This window comes from Enterococcus mundtii, assembly GCF_013394305.1.
GTDB classification, from domain to species: domain Bacteria; phylum Bacillota; class Bacilli; order Lactobacillales; family Enterococcaceae; genus Enterococcus_B; species Enterococcus_B pernyi.
Map to the genome: position 1 here is coordinate 2,909,061 of NZ_AP019810.1, position 13,017 is coordinate 2,922,077.

Sequence of the window (13,017 nt, forward strand, 5' to 3'; positions counted from 1 at the left end):
GAGGAGACAAATTATGAGAAATGAACGAATTCCTTGGGATCAGTATTTTATGGCACAAGCCGTGTTATTATCATTAAGAAGTACATGTACACGATTAGAAGTAGGTGCCACATTAGTTAGAGAGAAACGAATCATTGCGGGTGGTTATAACGGCGCAGTGAGTGGGGATGTTCATTGTATCGACGAAGGTTGCTATGTCGTGAATGGTCACTGTTTACGAACGATCCATGCAGAAATGAATGCGTTACTCCAATGTGCAAAACTTGGAGTTCCTACAGAAGGGTCAGAGATCTATGTCACCCATTTTCCATGTTTGGCATGTACAAAAGCATTGCTTCAAGCAGGAATCAGGAAAATCCACTACTTGCATGATTATCGCAATGACCCTTATGCACAGTCATTGATTACCCAATTAGGTGCATCCGTCCATCAAGTCAATTTAGATATGAAATATTTTGCTAAACTTCAACAAGAGTCAACAGGAGAACTTGATTAAACAATTTGGCGAACAAGTTCGTAATTACTTGATTTTACCAGCAATGTCTTCGGTCATTTTATGTTTCGTTTACTATAAGGAGCATGATCTTTCTCGCTTGATCGTTGCTGGTCTTTTTCTTCTGGTCCTATTCAAACACAAGCAAGCCGTGATCTATCTTTGTTGTTTTTGCAGTCTGACAGTCTGGTTGGCTTGTCTTCGTTCAGAGGTTCCCTCGATTGATCACACAAAAACAACTGAAGAGTTTCTATTGATGACCGATACAATTCAACGGAATGGCGACTGGTTGATTGTAGAGGCGTGAAGAATCCCAACGAAACAAAAAGTACAGCTAAGTTATCAAGCCAAAACAAAAGCAGAAGCACAACAATGGGAAGACTTTCGCGGTTATCCGATTGAACTTCGAGTAACTGGCAGTTATCAGAAACCTGAATCCCTGCGTAATCGTTATGCATTTGATGCGGTCAAATATCTGAAGGGATCACGAACCAGTGGTCAGTTTCATGGAACTGATTTTCAAGTCCTGCCTTCAACAATGGGAGGGGTGACTCTATTTCGTGACCTCCGTGGCAAAGCAATCAATTATGTAAAAAAACGCTATCCTGAAAAAATAGGGATGTATATCAACGCGTTACTTTACGGTTATCGTGATGCTTCTTTTCGCGAATCCGAATCAATTTTTAAAGCCACTGGGTTACTGCATCTATTCGCAGTTTCTGGGATGCATGTCCACTATTATTTAGGATTTTTGTATTATCTTTTTCGACGAAGTGGCTGTCTTTTGTCTATTACGATTCTTCCACTGACATTGCTTACAGTGGGGTATATCCTATTAGCTGGAGGCTCATTTTCTGTGGTTAGAGCAGGGAGCTTATTTATGTTGAAGCTTATACTTAAATTGGCAGCAATCAAACTATCTACGCTTGATTGCTTTTCTTTGAATCTATGGTTGCTTTTATTGTTCGATCCATTAATCCTGCTTCAAATGGGCGCGCAATTAAGTATATGGATGAGTTTATTGTTTTTGACATTTTCTCACTCATCAAAAGGTTGGAACAATCGTTTATTCTATTTATTCCAAACAAGTGCAATCCAATTACCTTTAAGTGCTTGGTATTTCTATGAGTGGTCGTTTTTAGGTGGCCTATTCACGACACTTGGTATTCCATTATTCCAATACGTCCTTCTTCCAGGGGTGATCATTCTCTTTTTAGCAGGCAACATCCTTCCGCAGTCCTTATTAGAAATCCTCGAATCGTGTTTGATTCTCTTTGAAGACTTCCTCTCTTGTTTTGATTTCTCCACACTGACGATCGGGCAACCCGCTTTTTATTTCGTTTTATTGAGTATTGTCGTCCTCTTACTTTTGTTTGAGAGCGTAACGATTCCGCCATGGAAAAAAATCATTTATTCATTATCACTCCTCCTCAGTTATTTCTTGATACCATTACTTGATGCCTCGACTACGATCACCTTTATCGATGTCGGACAAGGCGACAGTATCCTACTAAAAAGTCCGATGAAACAAGAAGTGATTTTAATCGATACTGGGGGCAGATTAAATGTTGAAACAGAAGCGTGGCAGCAACGTATTACTCGTCCTTATGCAGAAAATAATATCGTTCCGTATTTAAAAGGACAAGGGATCACCACGATCACAAAACTATTTCTCACACATAATGACACTGATCATATCGGAGAATTAGAGACACTCTCGTCACATTTCACCATTGAAAAGATATATATTGGTTGGGGCGCTGCCAAAGAGCCAAAGTTTCGCGAACGATTGATAAAAATTAGTCAGTTAGGAACCAAGATCATAGAAGTCAGGCAAGGAGATCGAATATCTGCTTGCTTTGACTTGTACGTTTTGATGCCAAGTAAAGAAGGGCAAGGAAAAAATGAAGATTCAGTGGTTCTCTGGTTCGCATATAAGAAGCAGCGCTTTTTATTACTGGGGGATTTGGATCAAGAAGGGGAACTCGACCTGTTGAATGCTTACCCAACATTAAGGGCGGAGGTCGTGAAACTAGGACATCATGGGAGTCGTAGTTCGAGTCATCCTATGTTTTTGGCTGCTTTACAACCGAAGATGGGGATTTTATCTAACGGGCTTGACAATCGCTATGGCCATCCACATCCTGAAGTCCTTGAAACGTTAGAAAGCTTAGAGAGTGCAGTTTATCGAACAGATAAAAATGGAGCGATCACTTTTTATTGGCATCCTATTTGGACAAAAAATGGCCGACTTCATAAAATGATAGACTAGTAATTTTTGTTTTCTCGTGATAGGATAAATTGGAAAGTGGTGAGAGATGTGAGTATCCAAGTTGAACTACAAAAAATTCGTAAAGAAAAGCTCGCACCTTGTTATCTCGTTTTAGGAACTGAGAAGTTTTTACAAGACCAAGTGCGTACAGAAATCCTCAAGAAAATACAAATATCAGGAGAAGATGACCTTAATTTTCTGCGATTTGATATGACTCAAGCAACGATCGATGACGTAATCGCTGAAGCAGAAACCTTACCGTTTTTCGGTGATCAACGGGTGGTTTTTGTCGAAAACCCTTATTTTTTGACGGGTGAAAAAAACAGCAACAGTATCGAACAAAACACAGATCTTTTAGTAGACTATTTAAAAGAACCGCTTGAATCAACCGTACTCGTTTTTTTTGCGCCTTATGAAAAATTAGATGAACGAAAAAAAGTCACGAAACAATTGAAGAAAACGGCGATATCGATCAATGTTCAGCAATTGAATGAAAAAGAAGTGCGACAGTATTTATTGAATACATTAGAAAATACACCGCTTACTCTAGATCGTAAAGCAATTGACCTTTTTTTACGATTGACTGATTTAGACTTATCAAAAATGATGGCAGAATTAGATAAATTGATGTTATATGGACAGAATCAATCAGCAATCTCTGCGAAAGAAATCGAACAATTAGTGCCTAAGACATTGGAACATAATATCTTTGACATGACACAATATATGCTTTCTGGAGATACGGAACATACCCTGCGATTATTTGAAGATTTAGTCACACAAGGGGAAGAGATCATCAAGATCAATGCGATCCTACTCTCCCAACTACGATTGTATCTCCAAACGAAATTTTTAGTCAAAATCGGGTACCAACAAGCAAACATTGCGGAAACTTTGAAAATCCATCCCTATCGGGTAAAATTGGCAATGCAAGAAGTTAGGAAGTTCGATGAACGAACATTAGTCCAATTGTTCGACCAATTAGTCGAGATGGACTATCAAGTAAAAAGTGGACAGATCGAAAAGAAATTGAGTTTCCAATTATTTGTGTTTCAGGCAGCTGAAAGATTAAATAATAAATAAAAACAATAGCAACACAAATACACACAGTTCGGTTGATCATCAAAGGGATCAGCCAAACTGTGTGTATTTGTGTATAGAAAAAGGAAATAAAAAAACCGGCCGTGGCCGATTTCCTTATTTAGCGATTTTTTTGCTTAAACGAGATTTGTCGCGGTTTGCTTTGTTTTTGTGGATAAGACCTTTAGTTTCAGCCATATCGATCGCTTTAACAGCGTCTTTATATAACGCATCTACGTTGTCAGCACCTGAAGCTACAGCATCCTCAAATTTTTTGATTGCAGTACGCATAGCACTAGTTTGAGATGAATTTTTTACATTCGCGTTTTCGCTTGTGCGAACACGTTTGATTGCAGATTCAATGTTTGGCATTTGTTTCACCTCCGATAAGTAAAGTTCTTACGCGTGTTACCGCATAATTCAACATTCATTATTATACCTAATGCGAGCGCGCATTGCAATATCAACATGACAAGTTTTTTTCCTTAACACGTAATAAATATCAGAGAGCGTGGATTTATGAGTGGCAGAAAAACAAAAAAACAAAAGAAAAAGCGCTGTTGTGGGAGACAACGAGCGCTTAACCAAACGTGGTTTAATTTATCTTGGTAAATAAATAATTGAATGGGATGTTTGGTACTGAAATAGTATATAACAAAGTCAACCGTTTGCAAAGTTTTTTTTGAAAAGGGATACGATTGCTTCAAATCAATGAATCATAACGTTAACATAGTTTAGTTATTTTATAACTAATTAGAATGCATGAAAAGGAGCTATTCGGGTGTTCCAATGATTTTGATGTATTCATCGATGTTTTTGATCATCATTCGTTTGATGACTAATTGATTTCGACGATTCCATTTTCCGCTAACTTCCAATACATATTTGTTTAAAGGTAAACGTAAAACATATTTTGCCAAGTAGCGATCTTTAATTAGACAATTGATTACCCGATCTTCAAGTTGGAGATTCAAACCAGTCAACATCATTGGTTGTTCTTGTAAAACATACGTATCAATCAAAAGACCTTCAAAAGTTTCCACGAGCGTCTTCCTTTCTTCTAAATCAAACATTTCGCACTTTTTTTAAAATTTCCTGCATAAAAGAGGTGCACTTACACTTAGTATAACAAAAAAGAAGCACCAAGCCAAAAAAAAGCCGAAAGAACTTGAATAATCCCAAGATCTTTCAAGTTTTTCGCCTTTTTTTATAGATATTTAAAAAAATAGTTACGTATATTAAAAATTGGCATCAAAGACGTTTTGGATTAAATCAGGAAATAGTAAGTAGGTCAATCCAATAATCAATAGAACAGCCAATAAAAACCATCCAACAGTCCCAAAGAAATATTTTAGTTTTTGCATATGCGATCACCTCAAAACTAGTATACCACGAACAAAAAAATTATCCTTTTCTCAACCACTAGATGCATCATTATTTATTAAAAGAAAACAATTGGAGAATGCAATAGGCGATTCCAGAAGCAATCACAGGGCCCGCTGCGATTCCTTTTAAGAACACAACGCCTAAGATCGTTCCAAAAACTAAAGCCACAGTGATTTGTGGATCTGTCGCAATCAAGCCAACGCCTTTAGACGACAATACAGCAACTAAGCCACCACAGAAGATCGCTACCCAACCCATAGGTGATTTGAACGCATCAAGCAAATCTTTTAAACCAATATCACCTGTAGCAATAGGCACTAAAATCGCCGCAGTAATGATCGTCACGCCAATATTGATTCCTTTCCCTTGGAGCCATGTCAAAAAATCTTTTGATGCAGGAATAAACTTAACAAGTAAAATAAAACCAGTCGCTAACATCAGACTTTGATTTTTAGCAAGGACGGCTACCAGCATGATCAACCCAAGAAATAACCAACTTTCCATCAAAAAACCTCACTTTCTAATTATTCATCATACCATTTTTTTAATACGATGCAAAAGAGTCATTAGCAAAATATTTGATCGAACATAGAAGGAACAAAAGGGTGCGAAGAATTAGACGAAAAGGCAAAATGAGAAAAATACCTACGTTGATGATGTCAAAACATGTTTTTATGAGGTGAAGAATAGAGTGTCTGATTTATCATGTATACTTGATGTGAAAAAGTAACAGATCAAAAATATATAAAAAAGAAAGGGTGAATGTTTGTGAGAGTCAGTTGAAATGGCGTAATTAAATAAGAGGAGATGGGAAAAAGAGAAGAAGATTATGTGGCATGTCATTCCATACACTGATTGATCAATTAAACATACATAAAAGCTGTGACGTACTGCTTACAACAAAATTATGATAGACATAATAAAAAAGGAGGTCATTTATGAAGCGAAAACCGATCAAGAAGCGCCAAATCGTACTGATCATCACTGGCATATGCCTATTATGGATTGGAGGAACAATGTATATGGACCATTTGAAGTTAGAAGAAGAAATGATTCGAGTTGTGAATAGTGAAGAAGCAAAAATCGTTTTGGAGAAAACATTGAAAAATCTGGACTCTAAGGCGTTGACATCTGAAGGAGTGATAAAAAACTATAAAATTGATTATAAAAATATCAAGAGAAATCCAATGGGTGGGATTAGTGTACCTCTAATTATAAATGATAATAATAAGTTACTTGTTTTTAATCTACTAGATCGAAATCAGATAAACGGGGAGCTAAGTAAGCTAAAAAATAATATTGTGCGTACTACTTCTGACCTATATGAATTACTAAAAGAAGGAGGGGAAGATAGTGAAGAATACTGAAAAAGAAAAGGTTGGAATAGCCAAGCAACAATATGAAACTTTGCGCTTAAAAGAGCCTTTCTTTAAAAATGAGGATAAAGAGTTCATCGGTTACGTCTCCCACATCAACAGCAAAATCACCGGCGAACAATCATTTATCATTACCGACAAATATGTTCCCTTATCAGCATCTCTTAGCGAAAGGGAAAGCGTAAAAGAAGTCATGGTTTTATATCGTGGTTCGTCGTTTGATTCTTCATTAGATACCAAATTAGATTGGCAGTACAATAATATTTTTACAGCTTTTCAGGTGATCAATGGTGGTGAGGCAGCAGCGATGCCTCAGCTTCAATCTTCTGCGACAACACTACAACAAACATTGGAAGCTTATCCAAATGCTGAATTTTATGTATATGGTCATTCTTTAGGATCAATGAATGCGCAATATGCGTTAGCGAGTATTTCTTCAAGTGATGCGGATCGTGTTTATGGCTATGTGTATCAGGGACCGAATATCTATGAGGTATTAACGTCTGAGCAAAAACGGCAAGCGGATTATTTGACCGCAGAGTATCGTCTTTTGAATTACATTGACTCAAAAGACTTAGTTGCGATTGGATATGGGGGAGGCAAAAAGGCAGTTGGGCAGATCGTTTATCCACTATCTGAACGGCTGGGCTTGAGGCGCACGATCGATCAACATATGTGGGGAGGTTACCAATTTGAGGAAGATGGTTCTTTATTAACAACGAATAGCAGTGGCACTGTATTAGCTGAGTATCAAAGACGATTGAAAAAAAGATCAATTGCTAGTATTAAAAGTGAATGGAGCGGACAAACATGGGGAATTTCGGCAGCTAAAGAAGTTTACCTGGATGCAGTTCAAGCGAAAAGCATTGTTTCAGGAATGAAGACAGCGATTGATGAAAAAATCACTGAACTGATGACGGTCTATCAAACAGGCATCGATCAGGCGAATCAACTGTGGCAAGATACAATCGCTAATGCGCGTTCATATGGAAGCAATCTTACATAAATGGAACAAATAGAAGCGTTAGAGCGAGGAGGGGTGACTCGACAACACGTACTAATCGAACCAGTCACTGACTATGAAGCGGCGTTGAATCAACTTCGCTCGATCAAATCAAGTTACGAAGATCTGATCTACCCAATCAATCAGACGATTGATCAGCAAATACAATTGGATAGTGAATTAGCGAGCCAATTCAAGAAAGGAACATTTTAGTGATGGCTAATAATGAGTCGAAAGAAATGAAAAAAATCGAAGAAGATTATTGGCGCAAGAAAGATGAATTAGAGAATAAAATAGCGGATCTTGAAGCAGAAAAACGTTCATTTACACGCTACTTAGATCAATTAGGAGAAAAAATCCCGCTGACTCAACGAATATTTTCAGACGGAGGAACTATCGATCCTCGTATCGCGTATCGCTTGATCAATGATGCAAGCGAAGAAGGGCAATATCTTGTACGTAAAGCATTACATAGGATTGAAGACGAATTAGCAGAAAATCAGCAAAACTATCAGTCAGCTAAATTAAATCATAAAAATTAATCAATGGAAGGGAAAGAGAGCAATGTTTGATGAGCAAATAAGGGGACTAGAAAAAGCATTGATTTCTTGGTTTATTGCTAGTCATAGCCGTGCCAGTTCAGATACAAAGAAGAAGACGATCCAAGTCACGCGAGAACTCACAAACCAAGAATTAAAAGATAGGATAAAACAGTATACCGATCGCTTAACTGATGCGGCAAAAGGAGAATGGGTCGATAAGGCAACGAACGTGGTCAAAGACATAACAAAAGCTTTTAGTTAGAAAACAGAAAAATCTCTGGAACATCCATCCTCTCGCACTACCTAAACTGAGTAAACGCTGGGAACAAAAGTAACCTCTTCGAAAAATAAGGCGCAATCCATAAAAATCTGAAAAACAATTTTCGTGGATTGCGCCTTATTTCTTGAGGCTAAACAATTCTGCCCCGACCGCGATTGAGAAGTTATTTACGTTTCAATCTTTCAAGAAAATAGTCTTCTAATACACCGCCTAGTACAAAGATGAGCCAAGAGTAAGCCCAGCTTCGGGTCATAAAGGACCAAACCATGTAAACGATGAAGATGCCCGGCCAGTATAAACGTTCAAATAAACGAATCGCTTTTGCTGAGTCTCCGTACATGTGTTGAGATGCTCGTGGTCCTGGCTCATCTTCATCTGAGATAAAGAACGTGCCTTCAGCGACTTTTGAAAACCAAGTGTAGATGATGCTGACGTAGACGATAAAGAAGACGCCGAGTGCCACGGAAGCAAAGAAAAGTAATAAAGCGAATCCAATCGGTAAGCCAAAGGCTCTATTCGTCAAGATAGGTGTGACCGAAAGGATACATAAAATGATACCGAAAACTAGTCCTACTCGAAAACTTTTCGCATAGGCTTCTGTTTGTTGTCTTGCTTCGATTTTTACTTGTTGTGAATAGGGTCGATCATTTAGTTTCTTCTTACTAGCTGAATAGCTCAAACTTGTAGTAATAATCAAACCAACGCCTAAAGCGACCAGAAGAAACATTGCCAGAAAACCGATGATCTCGCTAATACCATTAGCAAAAAATAAGAGCATTCCTACAGCTAAGATACAACTAGCAATTCCTGTTGAAAGAAAAAGGGAGAAACGACGGACTTGGTTCCAAAATGAAATCACTTCATCGAGTTCAATCTCGTTTTCCCAGACTTCTTCGTCAAAAGAGAACCGAGAAAGTTCCAATTCTTGGAGGATCTCATCAATAGAACCAAATTCACTGATGACTGCACCAATGGCTTCATGCTCTGATTTTCCTTCTTCTAATAATCCGTGATACTGATCTTCCATGATTGCCAATAGGTCTTCTTTGGCTTTTTTTGTTTCAGGTGTATTCGGTACATTTAAAAATAAACTATCTAGATAATCCTTAATGGTTTTCATGTTTCTCCTCCTTGTAGAAAACGGTCAACAACGATTTTTGTTTGCTGCCACTCGTCTTTTTTTTCTTCTAATAATTTCTTCCCAGCACTACTGATTCGGTAATACGTTCGTTTCTTGCCATGGGTGACTTCGCCAGGATAAGAAAGGATCAGCCCTTGCTTTTCTAGGCGTGTAAACGCGGAGTATAAGGTTGTTTCCTTGATGATATACATTGAATCAGTTCCCTCGCGAATCTGTTTAGAGATTTCGTACCCGTAGGAATCTTCTTTGGAAAGAATCGATAAGATGATGGCATCATTATACCCACGAATTGCATCACTTGATATCACTCGATCGCCTCCTTTATAATTACTACATCTGTCGTAATAATTATAAAACAATTACTACGACAGGTAAAGTAAATAAAATGAATTACTTAGAATTCAGTCTTAGGTCTGAGTCTTTTTGGTAGAAATCGATCAGTAGAGACAATACATGTAGAAATGTAGCAATGTTCAGTCTAGATGTTTATTTCTTTTAGTCTCATTTGAGCTTTTATGAGTGATTTGGTACAATTGATATAAATATAATGAAAAGGAGGGACATATTTAATGGGCAGCTTGACTAAAATAACAGAAACAGATAATTATTCTAGATATCATATTAGCTTTAGTCATGCAATTATTTTTGTATTTTCTATCCAAGGCATCAGTGCGCTTAAAAATAGAAAAACCAATCAAAAATAAATGACCATTCAATATGTTTATTCCATTTTTAGCTAAGTACCAGATAAATGAAATAACAACAGGTCATGAATTTCTTCATGGCTTTTTTGATTGGTCTTAAGGAGCGAGAAATTGTATATTCAAGCGAATAAGATCAGTAAAAATTATAGTGGTGTACCTCTTTTTGAAAATTTGAGTTGCACACTCAATATGCAAGACAAAATCGGATTGATCGGACAAAATGGAACTGGGAAAACAACTTTTCTTCAAATGTTGATCGGATCTGAAGGTGTTGATGAAGGGACAGTTAGTAGGAAAAAAGGGCTGTCGATTGGTTATATTCCACAGAAAATTGAAAATGGCTCAATCGCTACTTTTGACTATGTGTATCAAAGCTTCAAAGACATCCAAGAATTGCAAACACAACTCAATTACTATGAAGAAAAAATGTGTATCGCAACGGAAGATCTGGACCATATCATGAAAGTATATGGCGACTTGCAGCAACGATTTGAGACGATGGGCGGATATGGATTAGAAGATCGGATCACGAGTGTTTTGAAAGGATTAGACCTTGCAGAACAAATTGAAACACCGCTCGGTCAATTAAGCGGAGGCGAACGTATTCGAGTAGAATTAGCCAAAGTATTATTACAAGAAAATGATGTCCTTCTATTAGATGAGCCAACCAATCATCTTGATCTCGACTCCGTACAATGGTTAGAAGAATATCTGAGATTGACAAATTGTGCGTTCCTCGTGATTTCCCATGATCGTGCGTTCCTTGACAATGTAGTCAAAAAAATCATGGAGATCGAGGACGGTCAGATAATCGAATATTCGGGAAATTATAGTCGTTACATGACGTTGAAAAAACAACGGATACAGGAACTTCAAAAAAATCATGAACTTCAGCAAAAAGAAATCAAACGATTGAAAGGAATGATACGACGCTATCGCCAATGGGGGAATGAAGGAGACAACGAAGCATTCTTTAAAAAAGCAAAAGAAATCGAGCGTAGATTAGAAAAAATGATACTGATAAATGCGCCTAAGGTCCCCCGCAAAAAACTAACTACAATCAGTCAAGATGATCTGTCGGGGAAAGAAGTGTGGGTTGCCAAAAATATAAAGAAAACAGTAGGTAAAAAATATTTGTTTTCAGATAGTTCGTTTAAGGTCTATCGTGGTGAGCGGATCGCCATATTAGGTAAGAATGGTTCTGGGAAATCAACGCTATTAAAAGTAGTGATGGGGGAAATAGGAGTAGATGAAGGGGCCATTAAAACTGGCGCAAGTTTGTCAATTGGCTATTTACCTCAACACTTAACGTTTGATCAACCAGAACAACGGATATTGAATTATGTTAAATACCTGATACTTGATGAACAGAAAGCACGACAAGTATTAGCGAATTTTGGATTCTTCAGTGGGGATGTTGCTAAAAGGATCAAAGATCTTTCTGGCGGAGAACAAGTAAGGCTGTACCTCTTGAAACTGTTCCAAAAGAAAATCAATGTATTGATCCTAGATGAACCAACCAATCACTTGGATATCTATGTAAGAGAAGAAGTCGAAGAATTATTGTCTACATTTACCGGTACCATTTTAGCAGTTACTCATGATCGCTATTTCTTGCGAAAGAATTTCGATCAGATCTTATTAGTGAAAGATAAAAAAATCGAAAAGTTGTTGTATGAGGATCATTCATTTTAGCTCAAAAAAGTATATAAAAAATAGTAGTAAGCTCAGCGATGCGTGAGCTTACTACTATTTTGTTTTGTTGTTGCGCTTACCAATCATTAAGCTGGTTTGCGATGAGCATATCAAATTACATTGCGATGAACCAGTAACCGATCAAGATGATCCCTAGAATGATACGATACCAGCCAAAAACAGTAAAGTCATTACGTTTCAAGTAGTTGATCAAGAACTTGATCGCAAAAATCGAAACGATGAATGAAACCACAGTACCTACTAAAAGAATAACTGTTTCTTCCATTTGGAAGCTGTTGCCATCAGCAAGGTATTTCACGATCTTTAATCCACTGGCACCAAACATCACTGGAATGCCAAGGAAAAATGAGAACTCAGTGGCAACGAAGCGGGAAGCACCAATCAGGATTGCTCCAAGGATCGTAGCGCCGGAGCGTGAAGTCCCTGGTATCAAAGCCAAGACTTGGAAAGCCCCAATCAGAATCGCTGCTTGGAAAGTCAAATCATTCAGGTTTGACCAACGAGGTGTTTTATTTTTGTTTCGCTTTTCAACAATGATGAAACCGATACCGTAAACGATCAAGGCGATCGCTACTGGTAAAAATTTATAAAAATGGGCATCTAACCAATCGTCCAATAATAAACCAATAATAGCTGCTGGCACACAAGCAACAAGTACTTTTGACCATAAAACCCACGTATCTTTTTTCTCGTTCGAGGATTTGCTAGGAGCAAAAGGGTTCAACTTGTGGAAATACAAAACAACGACGGCTAAGATCGCTCCTAATTGGATCACGACATTGAACATCGACATGAATTGTGAACTCGCATCAAGCTTGATGAATTCATCTGCTAAGATCAAATGTCCTGTACTACTGATTGGCAGCCACTCTGTGATTCCTTCAATGATTCCTAGAATCGCTGCTTTTATGATATTTGCAAAAAACATAAATTCCTTCCTTCCCAATTAAAATACAACATTTAGTATACCGTTCTTTGTTTCCAAAGCCAAATTGTTTCTTTGAGATTCATACAAAAATAAAGG

At 37.6% G+C, this 13,017-nt stretch carries 18 protein-coding genes; 11 read left to right on the forward strand and 7 right to left on the reverse strand.

Annotation, left to right across the window (positions count from 1 at the left end; all coding sequences use genetic code 11):
• Nucleotides 1-13: 13 nt before the first annotated feature.
• The 4 genes from HZ311_RS13940 (at nt 14) to holA (ending at nt 3,848) form a co-directional block, all read left to right on the forward strand.
• A complete protein-coding gene (locus HZ311_RS13940) occupies nt 14-496 on the forward strand; it encodes a ComE operon protein 2 (protein ID WP_010735650.1) in 483 nt (160 codons plus the stop codon).
• Nucleotides 489-800: a hypothetical protein gene (locus HZ311_RS15840; RefSeq protein ID WP_232092495.1), complete on the forward strand. Its 312-nt coding sequence runs from the start codon at nt 489-491 to the stop codon at nt 798-800. The genes HZ311_RS13940 and HZ311_RS15840 overlap by 8 nt, the downstream gene beginning before the upstream one ends.
• A 132-nt stretch (nt 801-932) precedes the next feature.
• The gene (locus HZ311_RS13945) at nt 933-2,765 is read left to right on the forward strand and encodes a DNA internalization-related competence protein ComEC/Rec2 (protein ID WP_269153478.1); all 1,833 of its coding nucleotides are present in this window, start codon (nt 933-935) and stop codon (nt 2,763-2,765) included.
• 36 nt (nt 2,766-2,801) lie between these two features.
• Entirely contained in the window at nt 2,802-3,848 is a 1,047-nt protein-coding gene (holA, locus tag HZ311_RS13950) for a DNA polymerase III subunit delta (RefSeq protein ID WP_041684194.1), read from the forward strand.
• Nucleotides 3,849-3,962: 114 nt separating this feature from the next.
• On the opposite strand, the gene rpsT is transcribed toward holA, so the two are convergent.
• The 4 genes from rpsT to HZ311_RS13965 all read right to left on the reverse strand — a co-directional run bounded on the left by rpsT (nt 3,963) and on the right by HZ311_RS13965 (nt 5,735).
• Complete coding sequence (gene rpsT, locus HZ311_RS13955; protein WP_010735647.1) at nt 3,963-4,217, reverse strand: 30S ribosomal protein S20; 255 nt, start codon at nt 4,215-4,217, stop codon at nt 3,963-3,965.
• A 401-nt stretch (nt 4,218-4,618) separates the two neighbouring features.
• Complete coding sequence (locus tag HZ311_RS13960; protein ID WP_010735646.1) at nt 4,619-4,888, reverse strand: hypothetical protein; 270 nt, start codon at nt 4,886-4,888, stop codon at nt 4,619-4,621.
• A 195-nt stretch (nt 4,889-5,083) separates the two neighbouring features.
• Entirely contained in the window at nt 5,084-5,209 is a 126-nt protein-coding gene (locus HZ311_RS15955) for a hypothetical protein (RefSeq protein ID WP_010735645.1), read from the reverse strand.
• 70 nt (nt 5,210-5,279) lie between these two features.
• Nucleotides 5,280-5,735 carry a DUF441 domain-containing protein gene (locus HZ311_RS13965; protein WP_010735644.1) on the reverse strand — a complete coding sequence of 152 codons (456 nt, stop codon included), beginning with the start codon at nt 5,733-5,735 and terminating at the stop codon, nt 5,280-5,282.
• 434 nt (nt 5,736-6,169) lie between these two features.
• On the opposite strand from HZ311_RS13965, the gene HZ311_RS13970 reads away from it, so the two are divergent.
• From HZ311_RS13970 to HZ311_RS13990, 5 genes are read left to right on the forward strand one after another with little or no spacing between them, the layout of a single operon-like run.
• Nucleotides 6,170-6,598 (forward strand): DUF1310 family protein, encoded by a 429-nt coding sequence (locus HZ311_RS13970; protein ID WP_023519540.1) that lies wholly within the window; start codon nt 6,170-6,172, stop codon nt 6,596-6,598.
• Nucleotides 6,585-7,613 (forward strand): alpha/beta hydrolase family protein, encoded by a 1,029-nt coding sequence (locus tag HZ311_RS13975; protein ID WP_023519541.1) that lies wholly within the window; start codon nt 6,585-6,587, stop codon nt 7,611-7,613. Before HZ311_RS13970 ends, HZ311_RS13975 begins: the two co-directional genes overlap by 14 nt.
• Nucleotides 7,614-7,823: a hypothetical protein gene (locus HZ311_RS13980; RefSeq protein ID WP_137072339.1), complete on the forward strand. Its 210-nt coding sequence runs from the start codon at nt 7,614-7,616 to the stop codon at nt 7,821-7,823. It abuts the gene before it with no gap.
• A gap of 2 nt (nt 7,824-7,825) precedes the next feature.
• A complete protein-coding gene (locus HZ311_RS13985; RefSeq protein WP_010735641.1) occupies nt 7,826-8,152 on the forward strand; it encodes a hypothetical protein in 327 nt (108 codons plus the stop codon).
• A gap of 22 nt (nt 8,153-8,174) precedes the next feature.
• Nucleotides 8,175-8,414, forward strand: a complete 240-nt coding sequence (locus HZ311_RS13990) for a hypothetical protein (protein ID WP_010735640.1) — start codon at nt 8,175-8,177, stop codon at nt 8,412-8,414.
• Between the two features lie 181 nt (nt 8,415-8,595).
• Here HZ311_RS13990 and HZ311_RS13995 read toward each other — a convergent pair whose 3' ends face one another.
• Both HZ311_RS13995 and HZ311_RS14000 read right to left on the reverse strand, forming a co-directional pair.
• A complete protein-coding gene (locus tag HZ311_RS13995) occupies nt 8,596-9,552 on the reverse strand; it encodes a permease prefix domain 1-containing protein (protein ID WP_137072341.1) in 957 nt (318 codons plus the stop codon).
• Nucleotides 9,549-9,881, reverse strand: coding sequence for a PadR family transcriptional regulator (locus tag HZ311_RS14000; RefSeq protein ID WP_019723123.1), 333 nt, complete (start codon nt 9,879-9,881; stop codon nt 9,549-9,551). The genes HZ311_RS13995 and HZ311_RS14000 overlap by 4 nt, the downstream gene beginning before the upstream one ends.
• 261 nt (nt 9,882-10,142) lie before the next feature.
• Between HZ311_RS14000 and HZ311_RS15960 the strand changes: the two genes are divergently transcribed.
• Nucleotides 10,143-10,277, forward strand: coding sequence for a hypothetical protein (locus HZ311_RS15960; protein ID WP_023519545.1), 135 nt, complete (start codon nt 10,143-10,145; stop codon nt 10,275-10,277).
• Between the two features lie 111 nt (nt 10,278-10,388).
• A complete protein-coding gene (gene abc-f, locus HZ311_RS14005) occupies nt 10,389-11,972 on the forward strand; it encodes a ribosomal protection-like ABC-F family protein (RefSeq protein WP_023519546.1) in 1,584 nt (527 codons plus the stop codon).
• A gap of 115 nt (nt 11,973-12,087) precedes the next feature.
• On the opposite strand, the gene HZ311_RS14010 is transcribed toward abc-f, so the two are convergent.
• A complete protein-coding gene (locus HZ311_RS14010) occupies nt 12,088-12,921 on the reverse strand; it encodes an undecaprenyl-diphosphate phosphatase (protein ID WP_010735635.1) in 834 nt (277 codons plus the stop codon).
• Nucleotides 12,922-13,017 lie beyond the last annotated feature (96 nt).

Excerpts from the sequence above, each read along its gene's own strand:
- HZ311_RS13940 (WP_010735650.1), top strand. The coding sequence starts at position 14 with ATGAGAAATGAACGAATTCCTTGGGATCAGTATTTTATGGCACAAGCC.
- rpsT (WP_010735647.1), bottom strand. The coding sequence starts at position 4,217 with ATGCCAAACATTGAATCTGCAATCAAACGTGTTCGCACAAGCGAAAAC.
- HZ311_RS15955 (WP_010735645.1), bottom strand. The coding sequence starts at position 5,209 with ATGCAAAAACTAAAATATTTCTTTGGGACTGTTGGATGGTTTTTATTG.
- HZ311_RS13965 (WP_010735644.1), bottom strand. The coding sequence starts at position 5,735 with ATGGAAAGTTGGTTATTTCTTGGGTTGATCATGCTGGTAGCCGTCCTT.
- HZ311_RS13970 (WP_023519540.1), top strand. The coding sequence starts at position 6,170 with ATGAAGCGAAAACCGATCAAGAAGCGCCAAATCGTACTGATCATCACT.
- HZ311_RS13980 (WP_137072339.1), top strand. The coding sequence starts at position 7,614 with ATGGAACAAATAGAAGCGTTAGAGCGAGGAGGGGTGACTCGACAACAC.
- HZ311_RS13985 (WP_010735641.1), top strand. The coding sequence starts at position 7,826 with ATGGCTAATAATGAGTCGAAAGAAATGAAAAAAATCGAAGAAGATTAT.
- HZ311_RS13990 (WP_010735640.1), top strand. The coding sequence starts at position 8,175 with ATGTTTGATGAGCAAATAAGGGGACTAGAAAAAGCATTGATTTCTTGG.
- HZ311_RS13995 (WP_137072341.1), bottom strand. The coding sequence starts at position 9,552 with ATGAAAACCATTAAGGATTATCTAGATAGTTTATTTTTAAATGTACCG.
- HZ311_RS15960 (WP_023519545.1), top strand. The coding sequence starts at position 10,143 with ATGGGCAGCTTGACTAAAATAACAGAAACAGATAATTATTCTAGATAT.
- HZ311_RS14010 (WP_010735635.1), bottom strand. The coding sequence starts at position 12,921 with ATGTTTTTTGCAAATATCATAAAAGCAGCGATTCTAGGAATCATTGAA.